The sequence below is a fragment of the Pusillimonas sp. NJUB218 genome (assembly GCF_003788685.1).
Lineage (GTDB): Bacteria > Pseudomonadota > Gammaproteobacteria > Burkholderiales > Burkholderiaceae_B > Neopusillimonas.
Window position 1 is genome coordinate 155,656 of the sequence record NZ_NQMK01000002.1, and the last position, 25,111, is coordinate 180,766.

At 55.5% G+C, this 25,111-nt stretch carries 26 protein-coding genes and 1 tRNA gene; 22 read left to right on the plus strand and 5 right to left on the minus strand.

Annotated features, from left to right (window positions below; translation table 11 throughout):
* The first annotated feature begins 196 nt into the window (after window positions 1-196).
* The 5 genes from CHR62_RS03270 (at window position 197) to CHR62_RS03290 (ending at window position 4,841) form a co-directional block, all read left to right on the plus strand.
* Entirely contained in the window at window positions 197-1,063 is an 867-nt protein-coding gene (locus CHR62_RS03270; RefSeq protein WP_093970680.1) for a branched-chain amino acid ABC transporter permease, read from the plus strand.
* Window positions 1,060-2,076, plus strand: coding sequence for a branched-chain amino acid ABC transporter permease (locus CHR62_RS03275; RefSeq protein WP_123660014.1), 1,017 nt, complete (start codon window positions 1,060-1,062; stop codon window positions 2,074-2,076). The genes CHR62_RS03270 and CHR62_RS03275 overlap by 4 nt, the downstream gene beginning before the upstream one ends.
* Window positions 2,073-2,837: an ABC transporter ATP-binding protein gene (locus CHR62_RS03280; RefSeq protein ID WP_093970682.1), complete on the plus strand. Its 765-nt coding sequence runs from the start codon at window positions 2,073-2,075 to the stop codon at window positions 2,835-2,837. Before CHR62_RS03275 ends, CHR62_RS03280 begins: the two co-directional genes overlap by 4 nt.
* Window positions 2,827-3,543 carry an ABC transporter ATP-binding protein gene (locus CHR62_RS03285; RefSeq protein ID WP_093970683.1) on the plus strand — a complete coding sequence of 239 codons (717 nt, stop codon included), beginning with the start codon at window positions 2,827-2,829 and terminating at the stop codon, window positions 3,541-3,543. The genes CHR62_RS03280 and CHR62_RS03285 overlap by 11 nt, the downstream gene beginning before the upstream one ends.
* Before the next feature lie 485 nt (window positions 3,544-4,028).
* Window positions 4,029-4,841: a mechanosensitive ion channel family protein gene (locus CHR62_RS03290; RefSeq protein ID WP_123660015.1), complete on the plus strand. Its 813-nt coding sequence runs from the start codon at window positions 4,029-4,031 to the stop codon at window positions 4,839-4,841.
* A 14-nt stretch (window positions 4,842-4,855) separates the two neighbouring features.
* Here the strand turns inward: CHR62_RS03290 and CHR62_RS03295 are convergent, their stop codons facing one another.
* Window positions 4,856-5,653 carry an RNA methyltransferase gene (locus tag CHR62_RS03295; RefSeq protein ID WP_093970685.1) on the minus strand — a complete coding sequence of 266 codons (798 nt, stop codon included), beginning with the start codon at window positions 5,651-5,653 and terminating at the stop codon, window positions 4,856-4,858.
* Between the two features lie 81 nt (window positions 5,654-5,734).
* Between CHR62_RS03295 and CHR62_RS03300 the strand changes: the two genes are divergently transcribed.
* The 3 genes from CHR62_RS03300 (at window position 5,735) to CHR62_RS03310 (ending at window position 9,152) form a co-directional block, all read left to right on the plus strand.
* On the plus strand, window positions 5,735-6,520 hold the full coding sequence (locus CHR62_RS03300) for an inositol monophosphatase family protein (RefSeq protein WP_093970686.1): 786 nt from the start codon (window positions 5,735-5,737) through the stop codon (window positions 6,518-6,520).
* 119 nt (window positions 6,521-6,639) lie between these two features.
* Window positions 6,640-8,241, plus strand: coding sequence for a TerC family protein (locus CHR62_RS03305; RefSeq protein WP_123660016.1), 1,602 nt, complete (start codon window positions 6,640-6,642; stop codon window positions 8,239-8,241).
* Window positions 8,238-9,152, plus strand: coding sequence for an undecaprenyl-diphosphate phosphatase (locus CHR62_RS03310; protein ID WP_093970688.1), 915 nt, complete (start codon window positions 8,238-8,240; stop codon window positions 9,150-9,152). Before CHR62_RS03305 ends, CHR62_RS03310 begins: the two co-directional genes overlap by 4 nt.
* Here CHR62_RS03310 and CHR62_RS03315 read toward each other — a convergent pair.
* The 3 genes from CHR62_RS03315 to CHR62_RS03325 all read right to left on the minus strand — a co-directional run bounded on the left by CHR62_RS03315 (window position 9,149) and on the right by CHR62_RS03325 (window position 11,260).
* Window positions 9,149-9,949 carry a UDP-2,3-diacylglucosamine diphosphatase gene (locus CHR62_RS03315; protein ID WP_093970689.1) on the minus strand — a complete coding sequence of 267 codons (801 nt, stop codon included), beginning with the start codon at window positions 9,947-9,949 and terminating at the stop codon, window positions 9,149-9,151. The genes CHR62_RS03310 and CHR62_RS03315 overlap by 4 nt on opposite strands.
* On the minus strand, window positions 9,942-10,451 hold the full coding sequence (locus CHR62_RS03320; protein WP_199722886.1) for a peptidylprolyl isomerase: 510 nt from the start codon (window positions 10,449-10,451) through the stop codon (window positions 9,942-9,944). Before CHR62_RS03320 ends, CHR62_RS03315 begins: the two co-directional genes overlap by 8 nt.
* Before the next feature lie 149 nt (window positions 10,452-10,600).
* Window positions 10,601-11,260, minus strand: a complete 660-nt coding sequence (locus CHR62_RS03325; protein ID WP_123660017.1) for a tetratricopeptide repeat protein — start codon at window positions 11,258-11,260, stop codon at window positions 10,601-10,603.
* A 96-nt stretch (window positions 11,261-11,356) separates the two neighbouring features.
* On the opposite strand from CHR62_RS03325, the gene cysS reads away from it, so the two are divergent.
* From cysS to CHR62_RS03355, 6 genes are all read left to right on the plus strand, one after another.
* Complete coding sequence (cysS, locus tag CHR62_RS03330) at window positions 11,357-12,802, plus strand: cysteine--tRNA ligase (protein WP_123660018.1); 1,446 nt, start codon at window positions 11,357-11,359, stop codon at window positions 12,800-12,802.
* 9 nt (window positions 12,803-12,811) lie between these two features.
* Window positions 12,812-13,444 (plus strand): DNA-3-methyladenine glycosylase, encoded by a 633-nt coding sequence (locus CHR62_RS03335; protein ID WP_093970693.1) that lies wholly within the window; start codon window positions 12,812-12,814, stop codon window positions 13,442-13,444.
* 40 nt (window positions 13,445-13,484) lie between these two features.
* The gene (locus tag CHR62_RS03340) at window positions 13,485-14,447 is read left to right on the plus strand and encodes an acetyl-CoA carboxylase carboxyltransferase subunit alpha (protein ID WP_093970694.1); all 963 of its coding nucleotides are present in this window, start codon (window positions 13,485-13,487) and stop codon (window positions 14,445-14,447) included.
* Between the two features lie 11 nt (window positions 14,448-14,458).
* Complete coding sequence (gene tilS / locus CHR62_RS03345; RefSeq protein ID WP_123660019.1) at window positions 14,459-15,508, plus strand: tRNA lysidine(34) synthetase TilS; 1,050 nt, start codon at window positions 14,459-14,461, stop codon at window positions 15,506-15,508.
* A 114-nt stretch (window positions 15,509-15,622) separates the two neighbouring features.
* Entirely contained in the window at window positions 15,623-16,885 is a 1,263-nt protein-coding gene (locus tag CHR62_RS03350; protein WP_093970696.1) for an aspartate kinase, read from the plus strand.
* 60 nt (window positions 16,886-16,945) lie between these two features.
* Window positions 16,946-17,038 (plus strand) — tRNA-Ser (locus CHR62_RS03355).
* 182 nt (window positions 17,039-17,220) lie between these two features.
* On the opposite strand, the gene CHR62_RS03360 is transcribed toward CHR62_RS03355, so the two are convergent.
* Entirely contained in the window at window positions 17,221-18,099 is an 879-nt protein-coding gene (locus CHR62_RS03360) for a LysR substrate-binding domain-containing protein (RefSeq protein ID WP_123660020.1), read from the minus strand.
* A 149-nt stretch (window positions 18,100-18,248) separates the two neighbouring features.
* Between CHR62_RS03360 and phnC the strand changes: the two genes are divergently transcribed.
* The 8 genes from phnC (at window position 18,249) to CHR62_RS03400 (ending at window position 25,111) form a co-directional block, all read left to right on the plus strand.
* Entirely contained in the window at window positions 18,249-19,064 is an 816-nt protein-coding gene (gene phnC / locus CHR62_RS03365) for a phosphonate ABC transporter ATP-binding protein (RefSeq protein WP_093970698.1), read from the plus strand.
* 20 nt (window positions 19,065-19,084) lie between these two features.
* Window positions 19,085-19,960 carry a phosphate/phosphite/phosphonate ABC transporter substrate-binding protein gene (gene phnD, locus CHR62_RS03370; RefSeq protein ID WP_370318038.1) on the plus strand — a complete coding sequence of 292 codons (876 nt, stop codon included), beginning with the start codon at window positions 19,085-19,087 and terminating at the stop codon, window positions 19,958-19,960.
* Between the two features lie 26 nt (window positions 19,961-19,986).
* Window positions 19,987-20,763, plus strand: a complete 777-nt coding sequence (gene phnE / locus CHR62_RS03375) for a phosphonate ABC transporter, permease protein PhnE (protein ID WP_255416182.1) — start codon at window positions 19,987-19,989, stop codon at window positions 20,761-20,763.
* A gap of 63 nt (window positions 20,764-20,826) precedes the next feature.
* Window positions 20,827-21,807 (plus strand): NAD(P)-dependent oxidoreductase, encoded by a 981-nt coding sequence (locus CHR62_RS03380; protein WP_093970701.1) that lies wholly within the window; start codon window positions 20,827-20,829, stop codon window positions 21,805-21,807.
* A 1-nt stretch (window position 21,808) separates the two neighbouring features.
* The gene (locus CHR62_RS03385) at window positions 21,809-22,792 is read left to right on the plus strand and encodes a YeiH family protein (protein WP_123660022.1); all 984 of its coding nucleotides are present in this window, start codon (window positions 21,809-21,811) and stop codon (window positions 22,790-22,792) included.
* Window positions 22,793-22,940: 148 nt separating this feature from the next.
* Complete coding sequence (locus CHR62_RS03390) at window positions 22,941-23,408, plus strand: CopD family protein (RefSeq protein ID WP_093970703.1); 468 nt, start codon at window positions 22,941-22,943, stop codon at window positions 23,406-23,408.
* A gap of 34 nt (window positions 23,409-23,442) precedes the next feature.
* Window positions 23,443-23,916 (plus strand): Dps family protein, encoded by a 474-nt coding sequence (locus CHR62_RS03395; RefSeq protein WP_093970704.1) that lies wholly within the window; start codon window positions 23,443-23,445, stop codon window positions 23,914-23,916.
* A gap of 145 nt (window positions 23,917-24,061) precedes the next feature.
* Entirely contained in the window at window positions 24,062-25,111 is a 1,050-nt protein-coding gene (locus tag CHR62_RS03400; protein ID WP_093970705.1) for an NADP(H)-dependent aldo-keto reductase, read from the plus strand.

Here is a 25,111-nt window from a genome sequence, read left to right on the forward strand (position 1 = left end):
GTTTTTCGTTTTCTTTTCGTTTTAGTGGTTTTTGCCTGTTGTCCTGATGACTGCTTTTGCAGTATTTGTCTGTGTTGCAGTTCGGTCAGGTTCGGCAGCATCTGTTTTTTCAAAATAACCGGAGGATCTCTCTCATGCCTCACGTCTTGAAGGGTGGCATTGGGCTGCCCGCTGTACGTTTGTTTCGGAGGCCGCCATGCTAAGTAATTTGGTGGGCGTCTTGTTTGACGGTATTGCCTTTGGGGCTCTGCTGTTTCTGATCAGTGTGGGGTTGTCCATCACTATGGGCCTCATGAACTTCGTCAACCTGGCACACGGGGCATTTGCCATGCTCGGCGGCTATGTGTGTGTCGAGTTGATGAACCGCATGGGCGTGCCGTTTCTGGCAACGCTTCCCATTGCTTTCATTGCGGCGGCTGCCGTCGGTTTCGTGCTCGAGCGCACCTTGTACCAGCGCCTCTATCAGGCCAGCGCCCTGGACCAGGTATTGTTCTCGATTGGCCTGGTATTTATGGTCATTGCGGCAGCGACGTTTGTTTGGGGCCCAACCCAGCAACCGGTGTTCTTGCCTGAGTTTTTGAAAGGGCAAGTTACCGTCTTCGGTATCGGTCTGGGTATTTATCGTCTCTTCCTGATTGCGGTGGTTGTATTGGTCACCATTGCGCTGGGTCTCATCATCGAGCAAACCCGTTTCGGCGCCATGATCCGTGCATCAGTCGATAACCAGCAGGCTTCCGCCGGCCTGGGTATCAACGTCAATCGCGTCTTCAGCCTGACATTTGCGCTGGGTTCCGGTATGGCCGGCCTGGGCGGTGGTCTGGGTATCGACGTCCTGGGCCTCGATCCGACTTTCCCGCTCAAGTACATGGTGTACTTCCTTATCGTGGTTGCAGTGGGTGGCGCCGGTACCATCAAAGGGCCCCTGGTTGCAGCTATCTTGCTGGGTATCTTCGACGTGGCCGGCAAGTACTACGTGCCCGAAATTGGCGCCTTCGTCATTTACGGCATGATGGTTGTCTTGCTCCTTCTCTTCCCATCCGGGCTTATCTCGAGGCGCGCATGAACTTGAAGTCCTTCTCTATCATCGACAATCTTCCCGCGCCGCGGGTACCCAACGATCGCTGGCACAAGCTTGAGTATCTGTTCTGGGTACTGCCTTTCGTGGCGTATTTTCTGTTTCCCAACCATCTGGTACTCGTTAGTCAGATGATGATTCTGGCGCTGTTTGCCTTGTCGCTTGACCTGATCGTCGGTTACGCAGGCATTGTGTCGCTGGGTCATGCCGCATTCTTCGGGCTGGGCGCCTACACGTCGGGCTTGTTGTCTGCTCGTTACGGTTGGGGCGAACCTATCAGTGCCTTGCTGATTGCCGCATCGTTGGCAGCTATTCTGGGCTATCTGACCAGTTTCCTGGTGGTGCGCGGACACGAGCTTACCCAACTGATGGTTACCCTGGGTATAGGTCTGATGCTCTACGAAGTTGCCAATAAGGCCACCGACTTTACCGGCGGTGCCGACGGTCTGTGGGGTATCGAAACATGGCCTATCTTCGGCATGTTCGAAATCGACCTGTACGGTAAAACAGGCTTCTTTTATAGCTTTGTCGTGTTGTTTCTTATGTTCTTGCTGGCGCGTCGTATAGTCAGCTCAACATTTGGCCTGAGCCTTATCGGTATTCGTGAAGGCACCAAGCGTATGCCGGCTATCGGCGTCAACGTCGAGCGTCGTCTGGTTGCGGTGTATACCGTCAGTGCGGCCATGGCTGGCGTGGCCGGCGCCTTGCTGGCGCAAACCACACAGTTTGTCAGTCTCGATGCCCTTGGCTTTATCCGTTCGGCCGACCTGATGATCGTGCTGGTGTTGGGCGGTACAGGTCGTTTGTACGGCGCACTCATCGGTGCGGTAGTTTTCATGTTTGCACATCACTATATTTCAGACATTAATCCGGTGTACTGGCAGTTCTGGTTAGGTTTATTGCTTATCGTTATTGTTATGGTTGGCCGTGGCGGTATCCTGGGTACTATCGAAGCCATTTTCGAGCGCCGGCGCGAGCGTTTGGCAGGGGGGCGTTCATGAGTCAGCAAAACACAACACTGCGTACCGAAGGCCTGACCAAAATCTGGGGTACCTTCAAAGCTAACAGCGACGTCACCCTCGAGTTCAAACCCGGGGCACGCCATGCGCTTATCGGCCCCAACGGGGCAGGTAAAACCACTTACATCAACATGCTGACTGGGGCACTCAAGGCCACCAGCGGCAAGGTGTATTTTGGCGATCGCGACATCACCAATTTGCCTCAGCACGAACGGGTCAAGCTGGGTATGACGCGTACATTCCAGATCAACACCTTGTTTGCCGGTCTGACCGTGCTCGAGTCAGTTATTCTGGCGATCAGCGAGCGCGAGGGCATGTCGGGTCAGTGGTACAAAACCATCGAGAAGCAAACCGCGCTTATCGAAGAAGCCATGGCGTTGTTGCAAACGTTGCGCCTGGCCCAAGAGGCCAATACCCGTACGCGCAACTTGCCTTATGGCAAACAGCGTTTGGTAGAAATAGCCTTGGCGCTGGCAACCAAGCCCAAGGTATTGCTTCTCGACGAACCCGCTGCAGGTATTCCGTCGGCCGAAAGCCAGGAACTCTTCGAAGTCATTTCTCAGTTGCCACGCGACGTCACCATTCTGTTCATCGAACACGACATGAGCCTCGTGTTCCGTTTTGCCGAACGCATTACGGTTCTGGTGGGCGGTAAGGTGCTTACCGAAGGCACACCCGATGAAATTGCCAATGACAAGCGTGTCAAAGAAGTCTATCTGGGGGAAGCAGAACATGAAGAGTAATGGTGGCAAAGAAATGCTGGCCCTCGAAAATGTTCGGGCCGGCTATGGCGAGTCTGTCATCCTTGAAGACATCTCGTTCACGCTGAATGAAGGCGACACGCTGGCTTTATTGGGCCGCAACGGGGTCGGTAAGTCGACCCTATTGCTGACGATGCTGGGCCTGACGCAAATGCATGGTGGTTCGGTGCGCTGGCAAGGCGCCGATGTTACCCGTATGCCCACTTACCGTCGCGCCCAGGAAGGCATGGGTTGGGTGCCGCAAGAGCGCCATATGTACCCGTCGCTCACCGTTGAAGAGCACCTGACGGTGGTGGCTCGCCCCGGCGAGTGGGACGTGAAAAGGGTTTACAACCTGTTCCCGCGTCTTGAAGAGCGTCGTAACAACATGGGTAACCAGTTGTCGGGAGGTGAGCAGCAAATGGTGGCGATTGCACGTGCACTCATGCTCAACCCCAAAATGCTGTTGCTCGACGAGCCCATGGAAGGTCTGGCACCCATTATTGTGCAAGAGCTTCTGGGGGTCATTCGTCGCCTGGTCGAAGAAAGCGGCATGACCGTGATCGTGGTCGAGCAACATGCCCGTATGGCGCTTGGCCTGACCGACCGGGCCATTGTGCTTGATCGCGGCCAAATTGTGCATCAGTCCAGCAGTCAAGAGCTGCTCGCCGATGGCGACAAGCTCGATCGTCTGGTGGCGGTGGCCTGACGTACATAGCCTGGCTAGGGCCGGCGCGCCTCATGGTGTGCCCGCGTTTAGCCTGGTAATTTGCAACCCTGTGTTCTGGTGTATCCGGAGCACAGGGTTTTTTCATTTTCTGAAGAAGGGGGCTTGCCCCGAGGCACCTAACGCACCCGCGTTTTGGTATTTGTCAGTGCAGAGGGTGTCACGCAACAGGCAGCACTTGGTAAAGCGCGGGGCGTAAACGGAGCAATATGGTCAATATTGTCACCTGACGTGCAGGCCATTGTTATGTAATGATAATTTGATGTAATCAAAAGCTTGTCCATGCAGTTGTCCACATTTTTAGTGGATAACTGCCTGTTAACATGGACGAATTTCGCACGTTTTATATAACATCTTGATCCTTTGGGTGAATTTTCACCTATTACCAAGTTATCAATGCGCTTGTCCACAATTGAAGTGGATAACTCAATGTGTACAACTGTATTTCGCAACTGTTGAAGGTAGGTATGTCTGAGTCTGATCTGAGCAAATTTTTCGAATGGGCCCTGGGCGGTTTTAACGCCATTGCATTCGATCTGGTCGTTGCGCTTGTGCTGCTTGTGGTGGGTTGGATGGTGTCGAACTGGGTGGGCCGGCTGGTGCGCCGTGTGGCGACCCGGTCAACGCGTATTGATCCCACTATTGTTCCCATAGCGCATTCGGTGGCGGTCTGGTCGATTCGCGTTGTGGTGCTGGTGGCTGTTCTGGCGCGTCTGGGTGTGCAAACGGCCAGTATCATTGCCGTGCTGGGTGCAGCGGGTTTGGCCATTGGTCTTGCGCTTCAGGGTACGCTCCAGAACATTGCCGCGGGCATTATGTTGTTGGCCTTGCGCCCTCTACGTGCCGGCGAGTCGGTGTCTGTGGCGGGCAAGGCCGATGGCACGGTCGACGAAGTGGGCTTGTTCTTAACGCGCTTCAAACAATCCGACGGCACTTTCATTACGTTGCCCAACAGCCTGATCTGGGGCAGTCCTATCGTTAATTTCAGCCGTCACGATACACGCCGCGCCGAAATTCAGGTGCTGGTGCCGTATGGCGAAGATATCGATCTGGCTTTGTCCGAGCTACGCAAAATGGTTGATACCCACGAACTGGCCCTGAAAGACCCCGAGCCGCTGGTCATGGTGTCGGGCTACCGCGATAACGCCATGTTGGTGACGGTGCGCGCGTGGGCTGCAGCATCCAACTGGTTCGAACTGCAAAACGATATGAATCGCCAGGCACAGCGCGTGCTTAAGGCAGCAGGGATTGAATTGCCGCCATCGCGCCCACGCTGCTAATGTGGTCGTTCGGCTCAGTCTTTGCGCAGTTGGCCTTTGGCGGCCTTGATCATGGCGGTACACACGCCGCGCATCATGTCGACTTCGTCATTGGTCAGGGCGCTACGGCTAAACAAATGCTGCATGCGAGGAATCAGTTTTTTCGGGTACGCCAGGTTTAAAAACTGGATCTCGATCAATGCTTCTTGCCAGTGGGCCAGAAAGGCCTGTACTTTTTCATTGGATGCCAGGGCGTTACCTTCGTCTGACGACGCGACTGGGGCACTGTTGTCGGCGGGCGTGGCTGCCTTACCGTCAAGGTTGCCCAGGGCATAACGCAATTCCCAGGCGGCCAGCTGCAGGGCTTGGGCGACGTTCAGCGAACTGTATTCGGGGTTGGCCGGGATATGGCAAATGCGTTGGCACTGCGCAATGTCTTCGTTGGTTAACCCCGAGCGCTCGGTGCCTAGCACCACGGCGATGTGGCCCTCGTTGTGTTCCAGCAGATGCTGCCGGCTGAGTGTTGCTGCCTCGCGGATATCGCAGACCGGCGGCCCCAGCACTCGCTCGCGGGCAGTCATGGCAAAGGCCAGGGTAATGGGTGCCAGGGCTTGCGCCAGGGTGTCGACAACTTGTACCGACGCCAGAACATCGGTGGCGCCGCTTGCCAGTGCCTGCGCTTCGGGCAGTTCGGCCACGTTGTCAAAACGGGGCGCAACTAGGCAAAGCTCGCGAAACCCCATCGTTTTGATGGCGCGTGCCGCTGCGCCGACGTTTCCGGGGTGGCTGGGGTGCACCATAATGAAGCGAGCACGATTAAATAGGTCTGTCATTTCGGGGAATTGCGTCTATCAACTAAAATAGGCGGTTAACTATAATCAGCCTGTTTCAGTTTTTGTTATTTACGGATACTTATGCACCCCATGCTCAATACCGCCATTAAGGCGGCACGCCGCGCCGGCTCCATGATCAACCGGGCAAGCCTCGACCTCGAGCGCTTGCAGGTGGCGCGCAAGGGGCCCAGCGATTATGTCACGGAAGTCGACCAAAGCGTCGAGGCCGCCATCATCGACATCCTTAAAACCGCGTATCCCGACCATGGGTTTTTAGGCGAAGAGTCTGGTGAGCAGCCCGTGCCAGAAGGGCAGGCCGCACCCGAGTATCAGTGGATCATCGATCCGCTCGACGGCACGACCAACTTTATTCACGGGTTTCCGGTCTATGCCGTTTCCATTGCTCTGGCGCATCGTGGGCAGGTCGTGCATGGCGTTATTTACGACCCGGCGCGCAACGAGCTCTTCACTGCCAGTCGCGGGGGCGGTGCCTTCCTCAACGATCGTCGCGTGCGCGTGTCGGGTATGGCGCGTTTTCACGATGCCATGCTGAGTGCCTATGTGCCCGACTCGGGGGGCGGTGTGTCACCCAATTCAAAGTTTTCCGGCATGCTTACCGGCTGCGCCAGCGTGCGGCGCATGGGGGCTTCGGTGCTTGATCTGGCCTATGTGGCCTGCGGCCGCCTCGACGGTTTCTGCGGGGTTAACCTAAAACGCTGGGATCTCGCCGCGGGCGGGTTGCTGGTCCTTGAGGCCGGCGGCCTTATTTCCGACTTTCAAGGCGAGCAAACCTGGTTTCAAACCGGCAGCGTTATTGCGGGTACGCCCAAAGTCTTTACTCACATGCTGGCCAGTTTGCAGTCCTGAACGCTTCATTTACTAGCCATGACCTCACCAACAGACGGCAGTACGGGCGGGTTCGCCCGCACCTTTTATATAGGCGCCCCTCAAGGGGGTAGCGTCCGGACAGGGCAGGGGGGGCGCTAATGGAAGCCTTTTCCTTCGATTGGCTCTCGCACCCGGCAGCCTGGGTCGGGCTGCTGACACTGGTCGTGCTCGAAATTGTTCTGGGCATCGACAACCTTATCTTCATCGCCATTCTGGTCGAGAAGCTGCCGCCCAAGCTGCGCGATCGCGCTCGGGTTATGGGGCTGTCGCTAGCGCTGGTCATGCGCTTGGCGCTGCTCACTGTCATGTCGTGGCTGATCAAGCTGACGACGCCCATTTTGTTTTTGGGGCCGTTTGTTTTTTCTGGGCGCGATCTCATTCTTATTGTGGGCGGTTTTTTCCTGCTGCTTAAAGGCACGCTCGAACTACACGAGCGCATCGAGGGTCGCGCGCAGCATGCTTCTGGGGCGCGGCTGCACGCCAGCTTCGGCCTGATCGTTACGCAAATCATTATTCTCGACGCAGTTTTCTCCATCGACGCCGTCATCACGGCGGTGGGCATGGTCGAACAGCTGTCCGTCATGATGGTCGCCGTTGTCATTGCAATGGGTGTGATGCTGTTCGCATCAAAGCCGCTCACACGCTTTGTCAATGCTCACCCCACGGTTGTGGTCTTGTGTCTGGGTTTCTTGCTAACCATTGGTTTTTCTTTGGTAGCTGAAGGCTTTGGCTTTGCGGTACCCAAGGGGTATCTGTACGCAGCTATCGGGTTTTCGGTCATTATCGAAAGTCTTAACCAGTTGGCCCGACGCAATATGCAAAAGGTCGAGCTGCGGCGCCCCATGCGCGAGCGAACGGCCGAAGGCATTATGCGCATGTTGGGTAAGCAGCCCTTGGTGGGGCCTGAAGAACCCGTGGCTTCGCCCAAGCCGGCTGCCGGGCAGCAGGTGTTTGGCGAAGAAGAACGCAATATGGTTAGTGGCGTCCTTACCTTGGCCGACCGCACGATTCATTCCATCATGACGCCGCGCAATGATGTGTCCTGGATCAATCTCGACGACGCCGCAGAAGACATCCAGAAGCAGCTCATGAAAACACCGCACAGCTTCTTTCCAGTGTGCCGGGGGTCGCTCGACGATGTCATTGGCATTGGTCGCGCCAAAGAAATGCTTGCCGATGTGCTTACGCATGGGCATATCAAATTGTCCCGTTTGCGCGATCCACTTATCGTGCATGAATCCATTGGCGTGCTGCGGCTGATGGAAACCTTGAAGCGCTCACGCGGGCAACTGGTGCTGGTCACCGACGAGTTCGGCACCATCGAAGGTGTCGTTACGCCTATCGACGTATTCGAGGCCATCGCCGGCGAGTTCCCCGACGAGGATGAAACGCCCGACATCGTCGAAGCCGGTGACAATCGCTGGCGCGTCGACGGTGCGGCCGACGTGCATCACCTTGAACAGGTGCTGAACACCACCGGATTGGTCGACGAAGAAGAGGGTTATTCAACCTTGGCCGGCTATTTGTTGGGGCGTTTCGGGCAGTTGCCATCGCCCGGCGACAGTTGCGAACTGGTGCAGCCTCATGCCACGTTCACATTCAAGGTGGTTCGCCTTGAGGGTCGTCGTATTGCAAGTGTTGAAGTCGAACGCGTCTTTGCCAATCCCGACGACGAAACTATTCAAGAAGGTTCTGCATGACCGAAAGCGCGCTGTATCTGTTCAAAGCTTTTTTTCTGGGTGTCATTGAGGGTTTTACCGAGTTCATACCGGTGTCCAGCACGGCACACTTATTGCTGATTGGTGAATGGATCAATTTCGATTCCGGTAGCAGTAAGGTGTACGAGGTGGTCATCCAGTTTGGGTCGATACTCGCCGTCATTTGGGTTTTCCGTCAACGTCTCTGGCAACTGATCAGGGGTACGCTGCATGGTCAACCTACCGAGGTCGCGTTCACTCGCAATCTGATCATTGCATTTTTGCCGGCAGCGGTGATCGGTGCGCTTACGATTCAGTACATCAAAATGATGTTCCACCACCCTGGTATTTTTGTGGTGACATTGATTTTGGGCGGAATCATTATGCTCTGGGTCGAACGCAAGCCGCATATGGCCAAGCACGGTGCAACCGGCAACGCGGCTGCAACCAACGACGTGTCATCGGCGTCTTCCCAGGCAGGCGGGCGTTCAAGTCAGGCTGCTGGTTTAGGCCAGCCGGTGACGTTCGCGCTTGAAGACATTACCTGGAAGCAGGCGCTGGCGGTGGGTTTTGCACAATGCCTGGCCATGATTCCGGGTACGTCCCGTTCTGGCGCCACCATTATTGGCGCCATGCTGGCCGGGGTGCAACGTAAAACGGCGACTGAATTCTCGTTCTTTCTAGCGATGCCGACCATGTTGGCCGCTACGGTTTACGATATTTATAAACACGGCGCGGTGCTTACAGGTGAGCAAACCTGGGGCATTGTCATTGGCTTTATTGCCGCGTTTTTCAGCGCGCTGGTGTTGGTCAAAGCAGTGCTGATGTGGGTGTCTCGGCATACTTATCGCCCATTTGCGTGGTATCGCATTGCTTTGGGGCTGGTTGTCTTGGCCTGGCTAACGCTGCGTTAATCTGTGTCGGCGGCTTGCCTTGCGCCGGTGTAGGTATCGGCCAAGGTCCGCAGACGCAGGCCTTCTGCGTCTATTTCCAGCCAGCCGCCGCGCTTTTCGGGACTTTCAAAGTCCCAATCGGGCAGTACGGCGCGGGTTAGCGTTCGGCCTTTGGCCGTCTGGTGGTGAATTGACGCGCGGTGGGTATGCCCATGCACCATCGTATCGACGCGGGCCGCATCAAAGGCCTGTAATACCGCTTCCGGGTTAACGTCCATAATGTCCGACGGCTTCCACGCATTGGCCTGCATACTGCGTTGGCGGGCGTAGCCTGCCCATTTCATGCGTTGCTTCAGGCTAAACGCCAAAAATATGCGCTGCACCCAGGGTCGTCGCACCCACGTCTTGAAGCGTTGGTAAGCGTGGTCGTCGGTGCAGTATTCGTCGCCGTGGCTAAAAAGTACCGGGCCGACATCAGTCATCAGCACGGTTTGGTCGGACAGCAGTGTGGCATGTATGCGTTTGCACAGGCCGTGCCCGATTAAAAAGTCGCGGTTGCCGCGGCAGACATAAAGTGGAATATCTTTGCCGGTGGCGGCCAGTGCGCTTAGCAATGATGCCAGCCAAGAGGGCGGGTTCTGGATAAGGTCGTCGCCGACCCAGACGTTGAAAATGTCGCCGCCCAGTAATAGCGCAGACGCGTGTTGCCGGGCTTGCGATAAAAACGTCAAAAAAGCCCGGGCGGTTTCTGGCGAATCGGGCCCCAGATGAAGGTCTGAGGCCAGCCAAACCGTGCCGGGCAGGTCGAGCTTACTCAACAACCGTAGCTTTCTCGATGATGACGTCTTCGGTGGGTACGTCTTGGTGAAAGCCTTTGCTGCCGGTTTTCACGACTTTGATTTTGTCGACGACGTCGGTGCCTTCGACGACCTTGCCAAATACCGCATAGCCCCAGCCATTGCTGGTGGGCGCGGTGTGGTTAAGGAAGTCGTTGTCGGCAACGTTAATGAAAAACTGTGCGGTAGCCGAGTGCGGGTCGCTGGTGCGCGCCATGGCCAGTGTGTAGCGATCGTTGCGCAGACCGTTGTTGGCTTCGTTCTCGATGGGGTCGCGGGTTTCTTTTTGCTTCATGCCGGCTTCGAAACCGCCGCCCTGGACCATGAAGTTGTTGATGACGCGATGGAAAATAGTGCCGTCAAAGAAACCGTCGTTGACGTAAGCCACGAAGTTTTCAACTGTTTTAGGGGCTTTTTCGGCATTCAGCTCGATGATCATGTCACCGAAGTTGGTTTGCATTTTGACTTTTGGGTTTGCACTCATGGATGATCCTTGTGACGAAGTTGATGAAGCGATGGCGGGGCCGGCGCTGATGGCGGGCAAGGCGACCAATGCAGCACAGGCGAGCCCCAGGGCATGCCTGCGAAGCAGGTGCGACCTGAAAATTCTGGTGATGAAGAAGCTCATGGTGATTAACGTTGAAGAATGGACTGGACGGCCTGGGCTCGGGCTGCGGCGGCGCGCATGCCTGCGCTTTCGGCCTCTCGGTACAGCGCGTATGCTTTCAGCAAATGAACCTGGGCCAAGTTGGCTTTGGCCGTGGTGTAATTGGGGTCGGCCCGCAGCGCCATGGTTAACGCGTCGTAGGCCATGTCGATTTTTTGCTGTTTAATGTACAGCGACGCCAGGTTGTTCCAGGGTTCGGGTAGCTCGGGGTAGTCGGTGGTCATGGCCAGGTAGGCGTCAACCGCTTCGTTGGTTTTGCCGTTGGCTGCCAGGGCCCGTGCCCGTAAAAACATCAGCTGCACGTCTTGCCCGATTTCTCCGCTGGCGTTGCGCTGTGCCTGACGCTTTTCTATAACCTCAAGTGCTTCTTGGCTGCGGCCGTCGTTTAGCATTTGTGCTATACGGTTGGTAATATCTGACGGCGTCATGGGTATCGACGTGTCGACGCTTGGTGTTAACGCATCGAGCACATTGGCCAACCCTTGCCAGCCTTCGTCGGCTTGGGGTGGGTCGATAAACAGCGGGCCATTTGCAGAAGCCGACTGCGCCAATGTAGTTGGCGCATGCAGCCCGCCACATGCAACCAGAACCAGGGCGGGCAGAAAGCGACGAGAAATTTGAAACACCGGCGATTACCTATTGGGGTGGAGTTGGGTTTGAATTGCTATACTTATCGACCGCCATTTTAGCCTTGCTTCACGTCAAACAAGTTTTACTAGCGAATGCTGCACATTTATAACACCCTTTCTCGCGGCAAAGTGCCCCTCGAACCCACCGAACCCGGTCACGTGCGTATGTACGTTTGCGGCATGACGGTCTACGATTTCTGCCACCTCGGGCACGCCCGCATGCTGGTCAGTTTCGACGTGGTTCAGCGGTGGTTGCGTGCCAGCGGCTACAAGGTTACGTATGTGCGCAACATTACCGACATCGACGACAAAATCATTCGTCGCGCCGTTGAAACCGGCCGTCGTCTGGGCGAGGTTACCGACTTTTATATCCAGGCCATGCACGCCGATGAACGCGCGTTGGGCGTTCAGTCGCCCGACGCAGAGCCGCGCGCTACGGCCCACGTTGGCGATATGCTCGATATCATCGGCCGTCTCGAAAATAATGGCTTGGCCTATCAGGCCGATAACGGCGACGTCAATTACGCGGTGCGCAGCTTTCCGGGCTACGGGAAGCTGTCAGGCAAGTCGCTCGACGACCTGCGTGCCGGCGAGCGCGTCGCCATCGACTCGGGCAAGCGTGATCCGCTCGATTTCGTGCTCTGGAAATCGGCCAAGGCCGACGAGCCCGCCGAGTCGAAGTGGGAGTCTGCTTATGGCCTGGGTCGCCCGGGTTGGCATATCGAGTGCTCAGCCATGAGCAAAGCCCTGCTGGGGCTGCCCCTGGACATTCACGGCGGTGGGCCCGATCTTAAGTTTCCGCACCACGAAAACGAAATCGCCCAGACCGAGGGTGCTTTTGGCGGGCAGCTGGCCAACGTATGGATGCATTGCGGTCCGCTTATGGTCGACAGCGACAAAATGTCCAAGTCGCTGGGTAACTTCCGCACCATCCGCGAAACTGTGGGGCTTGGTGCGTCGCTGTCGCCCAACAGCGCCAACTACGATGTCAATGCGCGCGAAGCCGAAATGCTGCGGTTTTTCATCGTGCGCAATCACTATCGCAGCATTCAAAATTACACGCCCGACAACTTGCGCGATGCGCAAAGCGCGCTCGATCGCCTTTACCAAACGCTGCACAATGTGTCGCCCGCGTCGGTTTCCATCGACTGGTCCCAGCCAGCAGCCCAGGCGTTTCGCGACGCCATGGACGATGACTTCAACACGTCGGGTGCTGTTGCCGTGCTTTTCGAGTTGGCCAACGAGGCCAATCGCACGGGTTCGGCTCAAACGTCGGGCCTGTTGCGGGCCTTGGGCGCCGTTTTGGGGTTATTGCAAACCGACCCGGCCATTTATCTGCAATCGCCCAGCCGGTTTACCGGGGCCGAGCAGGCTGCCGAGTCGCTCGACGCCGCGGCTATCGAAGCCCTTATTCAGGCACGTGCCGAGGCTAAAAAGCAAAAGCAGTTCGGGCAGGCCGATGCCATCCGCGAACAGTTGCGTCAGGCCGGTATCGAGCTTGAGGACAAGCCCGGTGGCACGCAGTGGCGTCGGGTTTAAGGGGCGGCCATGACCACGACTGCCATTGTCAAGCCCGATTACTGGGACGAAGCCGCCGCGCATCTGATGCGACGTGATCGTATTCTCAAGAAGCTGATTCCCCAGCATAAAGAGCAGTTTTTGCAGGCGCCGTCGCCACCGTTCATGACCCTGGCCCGTGCCATCATCGGCCAGCAAATTTCCACTAAGGCGGCCGATGCAGTATGGCTGCGCTTCACCGAAAAATGCGGAAAGCGGCCAACCCCCACGTCTGTCGTGCAGCTTGACATCGATGCATTGCGCGAGCTGGGGCTGTCTAAACGCAAGTCCGAATACATTTCCGATCTGGCCACGCACTTTGCCGAGAAAAAGGTTAAACCTGCGGCCTGGTCAGCCATGGACGACGAGGCTGTCATTGCCGATTTATGCGCCATTCGGGGCATCGGGCGTTGGACGGCCGAAATGTTTCTTATCTTTAACCTGCAGCGTCCCGACGTCCTTCCGCTCGACGATGCCGGTCTTATCAAGGCAATTTCGTTACACTATTTCAGCGGTGAGCCTGTTTCGCGCTTCGAAGCGCGCGAAGTCGCCCAGGCCTGGGCACCGTGGCGAACCGTCGCGACGTGGTACTTGTGGCGCAGCCTTGCGTCTGTCGCCAAGTAAAACTAAAGTCGTATGATCCCTATCTGGAATTCAAGCTCTTATGCGTAATACTTTCCTGGAATTTGAACAGCCCCTGGCCGAGCTCGAGCAAAAAATCGAGCAACTGCGCTACATGCAGTCCGACTCAGCCGTCGATATTTCCGACGAGGTCAGCCGTTTGCAGCAAAAAAGCCAGACGCTGGCCAAGAATATTTACGCCAAGCTCACGCCCTGGCAAACTGCATTGGTGGCACGCCATCCGCAGCGGCCCTATACCTTTGATTACGTTCGCGAGATCTTCACCGATTTCCACGAACTGCACGGCGACCGCATGTACGCCGACGACCAATCCATTGTGGGTGGTCTTGCGCGATTTAACGGTACGCCCTGCATGGTCATTGGTCATCAAAAAGGCCGCGACACCAAAGAGCGCTCAATGCGCAACTTTGGCATGCCGCGCCCCGAGGGCTACCGCAAGGCGTTGCGGTTGATGCGTTTGGCCGAAAAATTCCGTTTGCCGGTGTTCACTTTTGTTGACACGCCTGGCGCGTACCCCGGCATTGGCGCCGAAGAACGCGGCCAATCTGAAGCCATTGGTCATAACTTGTATGCCATGGCCGAGCTCAAAGTCCCCATTATCTCCACCATTATTGGTGAAGGCGGCTCCGGCGGGGCGTTGGCCATTGCCGTTGGCGATGTCGTCATGATGCTGCAATATGCTACTTATGCCGTCATTTCGCCCGAGGGTTGTGCGTCGATTTTATGGCGCAGCGCCGATAAGGCGCCTGTGGCAGCCGAGGCACTGGCGATTACGGCGCCGCGGCTTAAAGAGCTGGGCCTTGTCGACCGTGTTGTCAACGAGCCCGTGGGCGGGGCGCATCGCGACCCCAAAACTATGGCTAATCAGCTTAGTCGCGCCTTGGCCGACGCTTACCGCCAGGTGGCCAACATGACGACCGAGCAAATGCTTGAGCATCGCCTGCAGCGTCTCATGTCTTACGGCCGCTTCCAAGAAGCCCGTTAACACGTCGTCATATGTTCCCGGGCTCTGACGCCCTGATTCATAAAATAAAGTCGGCGGTGGCGGCCTTGTCGTCGCAGCCCACCGGCCTGGGTGTGGCTGTCAGCGGTGGGGCCGATTCGGCCATGCTGGCGGTAGCCGCTGCGCAATATGCTGCCGGGCAGGGTTTGGCCTTGCATCTGTTCCATGTGCATCATGGGTTGCAGGCAACGGCCGACGAATGGTTGCATCGGGTGCACGATCTGGCGCATCAATTGGCGGTGCCTTGCCATAGTATGCGCGTGACGGTCAGTGAAACAGCAGGTTACGGTATCGAGGCTGCAGCGCGTGATGCGCGGTACAAAGCGCTGCATGACATGGCCAGAGTGGCGGGTGTGCGTCACATCTTGTTGGGTCATCACCTTCATGATCAGGCTGAAACGGTGCTGTTGCGGCTTCTGCGCGGCGCGGGGCCCGTCGGGCTGGCGGCCATGTCGCCACACGTCGAGCGTGACGGAATCGAGTATGTTCGGCCCTGGCTTGACGTGGACCGCGCCCAGATCGTCGATGCTGCCAATAGTTATGCTGCACAAACCGGGTGGCAGTACGTCACCGACCCGACTAACGCTCAAGATCGCTACACGCGTGCCGCCGTGCGCGAGCGGCTGGCGCCCACGCTTGATGCGCGTTGGCCCGGCTGGCGCGACCGGCTTGCGCGTCATGCCCGACAGTCGGCGCAAGCCGCGCAGGTGCTTGACGAGGTCGCATGCGCCGATTTGATGTCACTTGATTTTGCCGCGGCTGACCAGAGCTTTTCTTTGGCAAGCTGGCGTTTGCTCTCAGAGGCGCGTCAGGCGCTGGTGTTACGGTATTGGCTGGGCCAGCAGGGGCTGGCCATGCCGACCGATGCCCGGCTGCATAACCTGATGCGCCAAATGCGTCAGTTGCACGCTTTGGGGTTCGATCGCGCGATGCGGGTCGGGCACGGACCCGTCGACATTATGTGCCAGAAGGGGCGGGTTTTTGTTGCGGGTCGGCACGCCAACGACGATCTAAATGCGCCTTGCACGGGCCCGTCTCATTAAAAACGTGTCGTGTTGATGTATCGACGCGGGTCGGCAAAATAACCCTTTAATGTTAAAATGTTGCGTTTTGTCTGTCTGTATTTGCAGGCAGTTGTCCTTTTTGCAGAGTAAAAGATGTCCCTGATTGTTCACAAATACGGTGGCACTTCAATGGGCTCGGTCGAGCGCATTCAAAATGTCGCACGTCGCGTCGCAAAATGGCACGCCGCTGGCCACCAGGTGGTGGTTGTTCCCTCGGCCATGTCGGGCGAAACCAATCGTTTGCTTGGGTTGGCCAAAGACATTTCCCCACGTCCCAACGAGCGCGAGCTCGATATGCTGGCCGCCACGGGTGAACAGGCCAGTAGTGCACTGCTGGCCATTGCCCTGATGGAGCAAGGTGTTGCCGCACGCAGCTACACGGGCTGGCAAGTGCCGGTAAAAACCGACTCGGCTTACACCAAGGCCCGCATTACGTCCATCGACGATGCGCGTATCAAAGCCGACTTGGCTGATGGCCGTGTGGTCGTGGTGACAGGCTTCCAAGGTATCGACGAAGAAGGCCACATCACAACATTGGGTCGTGGCGGGTCCGATACCTCGGCTGTCGCTATTGCTGCCGCTATTGGCGCCCAAGAGTGCCTTATTTACACTGATGTCGATGGTGTTTACACCACCGATCCGCGCGTGGTTCCAGAAGCTCGTCGTCTTTCGGTTGTTTCTTTCGAAGAAATGCTCGAAATGGCTTCGCTCGGATCCAAAGTGCTGCAAATTCGCTCGGTAGAATTCGCCGGCAAATACCGTATTCCCATCCGCGTATTGTCGTCGCTTACCGACCCCCTGATGTCGCTCGAAGAAGAAATGACTTCGGGTACTTTAATTACTTTCGAGGAAGACCAGAAAATGGAAGCAGCCGTCGTTTCGGGCATTGCCTTCAGCCGCGATGAAGCCAAACTTACTCTGCTGGCGGTTCCCGACAAGCCGGGTGTGGCCTACTCAATTCTGGGCCCCATTGCCGCCGCCAACATCAACGTCGACGTGATTCTGCAGAACCAGTCTGTCGAAGGCACCACCGACTTCTCGTTTACTGTTAACCGTGCCGATTTCCCTCGCGCCCTCGAAGTGCTCGAGCAGCAGATCGGCCCGGCCGTCGGGGCTCGCGAGATCCGTTCCGACGACAAGGTGTGCAAAGTGTCTGTCGTCGGTATCGGTATGCGCAGCCATGTTGGCGTTGCCAGCCTGATGTTCCGCACGCTCAGCGAAGAAGGCATCAATATCCAGATGATTTCCACCAGCGAGATCAAGACATCGGTTGTTATCAGCGACAAGTACATGGAGCTGGCGGTACGTGCATTGCACAAAGCCTTCGGTCTCGATCAAGAGGGCGGCAGCCTGTAAGAAACTGCCGTTTTCGGCCCAAAGCTCGGCTTTCTTGTGCTAGAATGCTGAGCTTAATTCGGAGATGTGGCCGAGTGGTTGAAGGTACTCCCCTGCTAAGGGAGCATACGGCTTATACCCGTATCGAGGGTTCGAATCCCTCCATCTCCGCCAGTACAAACAAAAAAGCCCCTGTTCATCAGGGGCTTTTTTGTTTTCTGACGATGTTGGGCGAAGGTTGTGTTCGATGCCGGCGCTTTTCAAGGTTTGGGGCCCCAGACCCTGAAAAGCACTTCAAACTTTCAGCCCATCACTATGTTTTAGCGTCCTCAATCTCGATGAGCAGGGGGGGCGGTTCAACCCAACACCTCTTGCGCTGTCTGCAAAAAATGAGCAATTAAGGGTGAGTTTCTGCGTTCGACCCGGCAGATCAGTCGCGTGAACGTATGGGCATTGAATCCTTCGACATCAAGTGTCACGAGGTCGGGGCAGGGTTGATACGCGGTATTCGCGACGACACCAAGCCCCAAGCCTTGGATAACAGCCTCGCGCACGGCCTCACGGCTTCGCATTTCAACGCTGGTTTTAATCTGAATGTTCTTGGCACTGAGCGAATCTTCAAACGCTTTGCGGGTGCCCGAACCTTGCTCCCGCATTACGAACTCTTGGCCATTTAAATCGGTAAACCGCAGGCTCTTTTTCTTGGCTAACGGATGATCGGTGTGGGCGAAGATCACCAGTTTTTGTGCTCGATAGGGCAGACAGAAAATGTGTGGGTCCGTTATTTCGTTGAGTACAAGGCCAATATCACCTTCGTAGTTCAGAATGCGTTGCGTTATGGACTGCGAGTCTCCCACAGTCACACTGATATGTACCCCAGGATACCGCGCACGGTAGGCTTTGATGATGGGGGTGATGTTGTGTGGGCCGATGGCATGCAAATTCAGCGTGCCACGATAGTTGGTTTTTGCCGCAATCAACAAAGATTGCGCATCTTGTTCTGCACTGAATAGCCTTTGCGTGTGCTCAAGCAGGGCGTTACCAAATTGCGTCAGCTCCAGCCGTCGGCCTTGACGATAGAAGAGCTCGACCCCGTATTCCGATTCCAGTCTGATGATATGAGCCGATACGGTGGGCTGGCGCAGTCCCAGTTGCCGTGCTGCTGTGGTGATTGTGCCTGTTCGCGCTGTGGCATCGAAGGCTTTGAGGGCTGCGATAAGTGAGGTCCCAGACATAGATGAAATCTATAGATAACTAAATTATTTAATGTAAAACGTACATATTGGTGAAATAGCATTTGATCATACTGTCGCCCAATGTCTGAAATACAGCTGCCGACGATTAACCGGCAATGTGCAGACCAATGAATTGAAAGGTGACCTTAATGACTGCTTCCCCATCGTCCTCATGGCTCTTGCAGACCAGAAGCCTTGCCGTGGTTTATAGCAATGGCTATCAGGCACTTCAGCCCACCTCTTTGACGATTCGCCCAGGTGAGTTCCTTGTGTTGCTTGGGGCATCTGGCGCGGGCAAGTCAACACTGCTGCGTAGCCTGAATGGCTTGGTACAACCCACGGCAGGTGAATTGCTATTGCACGATATCGATCAGCCATTGTCGGGTGGACGTGCCCTGCGAGAGCATCGTCGCCGCACGGGTATGGTGTTCCAACAACATCATTTGATTGGTCGTCAAACCGTTTTAGCTAATGTCTTGATGGGCTTGTTGGCAACGCGCAGCGGTTTGAGATCGCTCTTGCCTTGGTCCAAGGACGATAAAGAAAAAGCATTCAGTGCACTTGACCGTGTCGGTTTGATTGACAAGGCGTTGACACGTGCTGATGCCTTGTCGGGTGGTCAGCAGCAGCGCGTTGGAATTGCACGTGCCTTGATTCAGCAGCCCCGCCTGATGCTGGCTGATGAGCCTGTGGCTAGTCTGGACCCCCATACCGCTGAAAGCGTCTTGCAGCTGCTTCACGATATTTGCAAAACCGATCATCTCACTGCTGTGGTGAGTTTGCACCAAATTGATTTTGCCAAGCGATTTGCGGATCGGATTGTTGGGTTGAGTCAGGGGCGCGTCGTTTTTGACGGCAAACCTGCAGCTTTAACCGACGCCGATATTCAAAGGCTTTACACCGGGAACGTTAGTCATGACGCTCCCGAAACCCATCTAGATATCCCCGCCCTGTGTGCGGCTTGATTATTCAGGAGAATTTTATGTTGAAACGTCGTCATGTTTTGAAAGCCATTGTGGCTGGTTTTTTTGCAGTTGCATTGCCTTTATCGACCGCTGTACAGGCCAAAAACCCAGACCGCTTGCGCGTTGCGCTGTTGCCAGACGAGAACGCTGCAACGCTGATTCAAAATGCACAGCCGCTGAAGCAGTATCTTGAAAAAACGTTGAATAAAGACATTGAAATTATTGTGACGACAGATTATTCGTCCATGATTGAGGCCATGCGTTTTGGGCGTATTGAAGTCGCTTATTTTGGGCCTTTCTCGTATGTTCTGGCAAAGAGTAAAGCACCTAAGATCGAGCCTTTTGCCGTCGGTGTTGAGCGGGGTTCACCGACCTATCAGTCAGTGATGATTGCCAATGTCGATGGCCCGGTGAAGCGCTTGGAAGATATCCGTGGTCAGTCTTTTGGTTTTGGCGACCAAGCATCGACGTCCAGCCATTTGGCGCCACGCGCGCATATTCAGACGAAAGTAGGCCTGGATGGCGAAAAGGATTACCGTCCTGTACATTTGGGAACCCATGATGCCGTAGCGCGTGCAGTGCAGACAGGGCAGGTGCCCGCCGGTGGTTTGTCAAAGCCTATTTTGGAGGCCTTGATTGCTAAAGGTACGATTGATCCGACAAAAATTGTTGAGCTGGACTTGAGTGCGCCGATTCCAAACTACCCGATGGTGATGCAGGACAATCTGGATCCAGAGTTGAAACAAAAAATTCGTAGTGCCTTTCTAGAAATGAAAGACCCTGAAGTTTTGAAGAGCTTCCGTGTCGAGGCATTCGCTGCGACCGATGATAAGGCTTACGACGTACTGCGTGAAACAGCTAAAGTCCTTAATCTTGATATCGGGACAATGAAGTGACAACGGATACCTTGAAGTATGCACATTTGCTGGCGGTTGACCGCCAGCGCAACCAGCGTACGTTCATGCTGGTGATGCTGATCGTGTTGTGTTGTTTGGTGGCATTGGGCATTACAGGGTTTTTTGATGCCCAGCGTTTTATCGATGGTGCGCCCGCGATGCAACAGCTGGGATCAGAAATGATTCCGCCTGATTTTTCACGTTGGCAACATTGGGTTATTCCGTTACGTGACACCTTGGCGATGTCGGTGGCCGGTACCGCTTTGACGGTTGTCTTGTCGCTGCCCTTGGCATTGTTGGCAGCACCTAATACGACACCCCATCCGTTGGTAGGGCGTGCGTTGCGGGTTGTGTTGGCGGCCTTTCGGTCAGTGCCTGAAATTATTCTGGGCATTATTTTTGTGGCAGCCGTTGGCTTTGGGGCCCTTCCTGGTGTGCTCGCACTGGCGCTGCATTCAACCGGTATGGTGGGCAAGTTTTATGCCGAGGCGATAGAGCATGTGGACCCTAAACCCATGGAGGCTGCAGCAGCTGCAGGCGCAAGTCGTTTTCAGATCATTACACATGCCGTATTGCCGCAAGTGTTACCCCAATTGGCCGATATCACAATTTATCGTTGGGAATATCACTTCCGGGCCTCAGCAGTCTTGGGGATTGTCGGTGCAGGTGGGATTGGCTTTGAACTGATGGCGGCCCTGCGCCTCATCAAGTACTCCGAAGTGTCTGCGATCTTGTTGTCTATCTTGGCCTGTGTGATTGTGGTCGACAGCTTGGGTGGCTGGTTACGTAAGAACCTGAAGTAAGGCTTCAGACCGGCCCCGCGTCCAGATGAGGCGGGGCCTTATTTGAATAAGAAAAGATTTGATATGTCTAAAAAAATTGTGGTGACTCAGCCCGTGCATGCTGAGGTTTTGCGCAGATTAGAAAGTGTGGGTGACGTGGTTATGAATACAGGGCCCGCGCCTTGGACTCAGGCCGAACTGTATCAGCACCTGGTCGATGCCGAAGCCATGATGGCGTTTATGCCAGATCGTGTCGACGCAGAAGTGTTACGTCGTGCCCCCCGTTTAAAAACCATTGCGTGTGCATTGAAGGGCTATGACAACTTTGATCTGCAGGCCTGTGAGCAGGCCGGTGTGGTCGTATCGTTTGTGCCCGATTTGTTAACAGAACCGACCGCCGAGTTAGCGATTGGTTTGGCGATCGCAGCAGCACGCAATATCAAACCTGGTGATGATTTTGTCCGTACGGGCCAGTATGAAGGTTGGCGCCCGGTACTGTATGGAACGGGTTTGCATCAGTCTGTCGTGGCTGTGGTGGGTTTGGGTGCCGTCGGACGTGCGATTGTGGATCGTTTACAGGGGTTTGGGTGCGCGCAAATTTTGGGGGTTGATCCCTACAACGTCGATGAGCGTGTCGTTCAGGTCGCGTTGTCCACCGCAATGACACAAGCCGACTACCTTATTTTGGCCGTACCCTTGACTGATACAAGTCGTTATCTCATTGATGACGCGGCATTAGCCCAGGCTAAGCCGGGGCAGGTGCTGGTGAATATCGGACGGGGTTCAGTAGTATGCGAGGCTGCCGTAGCACGTGCCTTGCAGCGTGGTCAGTTAGGTGCTTATGCGGCTGATGTTTACGAAATGGAAGATTGGCGACTGGCCGATCGCCCTCTGTATATTAATCCGGTCTTGTTGGTCGCTGACAATACCGTATTGACCCCGCATATTGGTTCTGCTGTGGCACGTGTGCGTCTGGCGATTGAGTTGCGTGCGGCTGATAACTTAATTCAAGTGTTGGCGGGGCAGATGCCTGCTGATATCGTGCGTTCCGTTGTTCCGGCTTGAAATGTTCGCCGGGCTAGCGTTGACCGCCATTCTGGCGATTTCGGGGGTAGGGCTCGCGCAGGTGGCTTGGGCTAACGCCATGGGGTTAAGCGGGCTGACGCTGGCGATTATCCTGGGCATGGTCGTGGGTAATACCGTTTTCCCCCATATGGCCAAGCAGGTCTCGGCGGGTGTTGATTTTTCAAAAAGCACGTTGCTCAAGGTCGGGATTGTCTTGTTCGGGTTCAAAATCACCATCCAGGAAATGATCCAAGTAGGTTGGAGCGGCGTGGTGATTGCGGTGCTTATGGTCGGGTTGACCTTTGGGTTGGCTTTGGGATTGGGTCGTTTATTGCGATTGGATAGACAAACGGCCATGCTGATTGGTGCCGGGAGTGCCATTTGCGGTGCGGCTGCAGTCATTGCAACCGAGTCTGTCGTGAAAGGGCAGGCTCATAAAGTGACAGTGGCCGTAGCGACAGTCGTTATATTTGGCACGTTGGCTATGTTTTCCTATCCATGGCTATATCCCGTTTTGAACATGACGGATCAGGCTTTTGGTGTCTTCGTGGGCTCAACGGTTCACGAAGTGGCGCAAGTCGTGGCGGTTGGCGTGGCTGTAAACGAGGCCGTGGCTTCAACGGCGGTCATTGAAAAAATGATTAGGGTCATGTTTTTAGCCCCTTTTCTCATGATCTTATCGGCTTTTGTGGCCTGCCCATCAGCCCAGGGTAGACGCATAGCCATCCCTTGGTTTGCCGCGTTGTTTATTGTGATGGTCGGACTGAATTCATTGCAGATACTGCCTGCAGGGTGGGTAGCCTTCATTGTGCAGTTGGATGCCGTGTTTTTGGCCATGGCGATGGCTGCATTAGGCTTGCGGACGCGAGTAAGTTTTTTGCGTGAGGCAGGGTTGCGCCCCATGCTGTTGGCGACAGCTTTGTTTGTTTTTTTAGTGGTCGGGGGCTATGTCGTTAACCTAGGGGTCATGGGGTGGCTAGGTTAGTTTTATTTAATGCGTCTGACGACGACGTGAATTCATCACAGCCCTGTTACGGTTGTATCATTAACCACCAGTCGACGACAGATTGTCGGTCAAAATGAATATTTCAGGGCCGATGATGTAGCGCAATTATTGTTCAAACGGAGCCCGCATGCTGTATGCCATTCTTAAAACCCTGCACGTCTTGTCCATTATTGTTTGGGTGGGCGGCATGGCGTTTGCCCACTGTTTCTTGCGGCCTGTGGCTGCACAACTCGACCCGCCAGTGCGCCTGAATTTGCTGTGCAACGTGCTAGGGCGTTTTTTCAAGACCTTGCTGTGGGTTGCCCCATTAGCCATTATTACGGGTATCTGGATGATCGGTAACGCGGCGCGCTCTGCGTCGCAAGCCGGTATTGGGTTCAGCATGCCCCTCGACTGGCACATCATGTCAGTGCTGGGTTTGCTCATGCTGGTTATTTTCCTGGCAGTGCGTTTTCGCTTGTATCCGCAGTTTGCCCGTGCGGTCGCAGGTGCCGATTGGCCGGTTGCTGGGGCCGCAATGGCCAAGATTCGCAAGTGGGTTGCCGTAAATCTGGTACTGGGGCTTACCACAGTTGTCGTAGCGTTGGTATATTGAAGCTTGTTCCTTCAACTGCAACAAGGTACTTATCATGAAGATCGATATCGGCATTTCAGAAAAAGATCGTAAAGCAATTACCAAAGGGTTGGGCAATTTGCTTGCTGACACCTACACGCTTTATCTGACCACGCACAATTTCCATTGGAATGTGACGGGCCCCATGTTCAACAGCTTGCACGATATGTTCATGCAGCAGTACACCGAGCTCTGGAACGCGGTCGACCCCATTGCTGAGCGTATTCGTTCGTTGGGCTTTCCTGCACCGGGTTCATATGCCGAGTTTGCCAAACTCAGTTCTTTGCCCGACGCACCGGTCAAGCCGCCCAAAGCCCTCGAAATGGTTGCCATTCTGGCCAAGGGCCACGAAGCCACGGCTAAAACCGCGCGTGCGTTGTATCCGTTGGTTGAAAAAGCCAGCGACGAGCCCACCGCCGACTTATTGACTCAACGTATTACCGTACACGAGCAAACCGCCTGGATGTTGCGTTCATTGCTGGAGCAATAAGCCACAGTTGTAGCGTGTCGATATGCCGGGCCACCCCGTTTCGCTTCAACGCGCCGGGGTAGCCCGGCTTTTTTTGCGTCCCGTTCTGTCGGATTGCCAGCAGCAGATACAATGTTCTCAGTCATTTCAGCACCAAGGAGCAACAATGCAGTATCGCAAGCTGGGTCATACCGATATTCAAGTCAGCCTGATTGGTTTGGGCACCATGACGTTCGGGGAGCAGAACACCGAAGCGCAGGCGCACGAGCAACTGGATTACGCCTACGCCCAAGGCGTGAACCTGGTCGATGTGGCCGAAATGTACCCAGTACCGCCCAAGCCTGAAACTTATGGTTCAAGCGAGCGGTTTGTCGGTTCGTGGCTGAAGAAAACAGGCTTGCGCGACAAAATTGTGTTGGCCACAAAAATTGCCGGGCCGTCACGTCAGGCAGGGCGCCCCAGCCATATCCGGGGTGCGGCCAACCAGTTCGACAAGCCTAATTTGGTAGAAGCGCTTGACGGCAGTTTGCAGCGCCTGGGTACTGACTACGTCGATTTATATCAGTTGCATTGGCCCGATCGCAGCACGACAACCTTTGGCCGTACCGCGTATCCCTACGAAGACGAACCTTATACGGTACCTATCGAAGAGACCTTGCAGGCGCTGTCTGATTTGGTGAAAGCGGGCAAGATCCGCTATATCGGAGTGTCAAATGAAACGCCCTGGGGGGTGTCGCGCTTTCTGGCGGCGGCACGCGAATTAGGTCTCGAGCGCATCGTATCAATTCAGAACCCGTATAGCCTGCTGAACCGAACCTACGAAGTGGGTTTGTCCGAATTTACGCATCGTGATGGGGTGGGCTTGTTGGCCTATTCGCCATTGGCGTTTGGCTGGTTGTCGGGCAAATACGAAGGCGGTGCCCGGCCGGCGGGTGCCCGTATTACCTTGTTCGAGCGTTTTACGCGCTACACACGGCCGCAAGCCGTCGCAGCAACGTCGGCATACGTGGCACTGGCCCTCAAGCATGGGTTGACGCCGGCATCCATGGCGCTGGCCTTCGTCAACCGTCAGCCATTCGTGACCAGCAATCTGGTTGGTGCGACCTCGCTCGAACAACTTCGCGAGAATATCGCCAGCGTCAATGTCACGCTCGACGACGAGGTTCTGCAGGGCATTGCAGCCATTCATGAGCTTTATCCCAATCCGGCGCCTTAA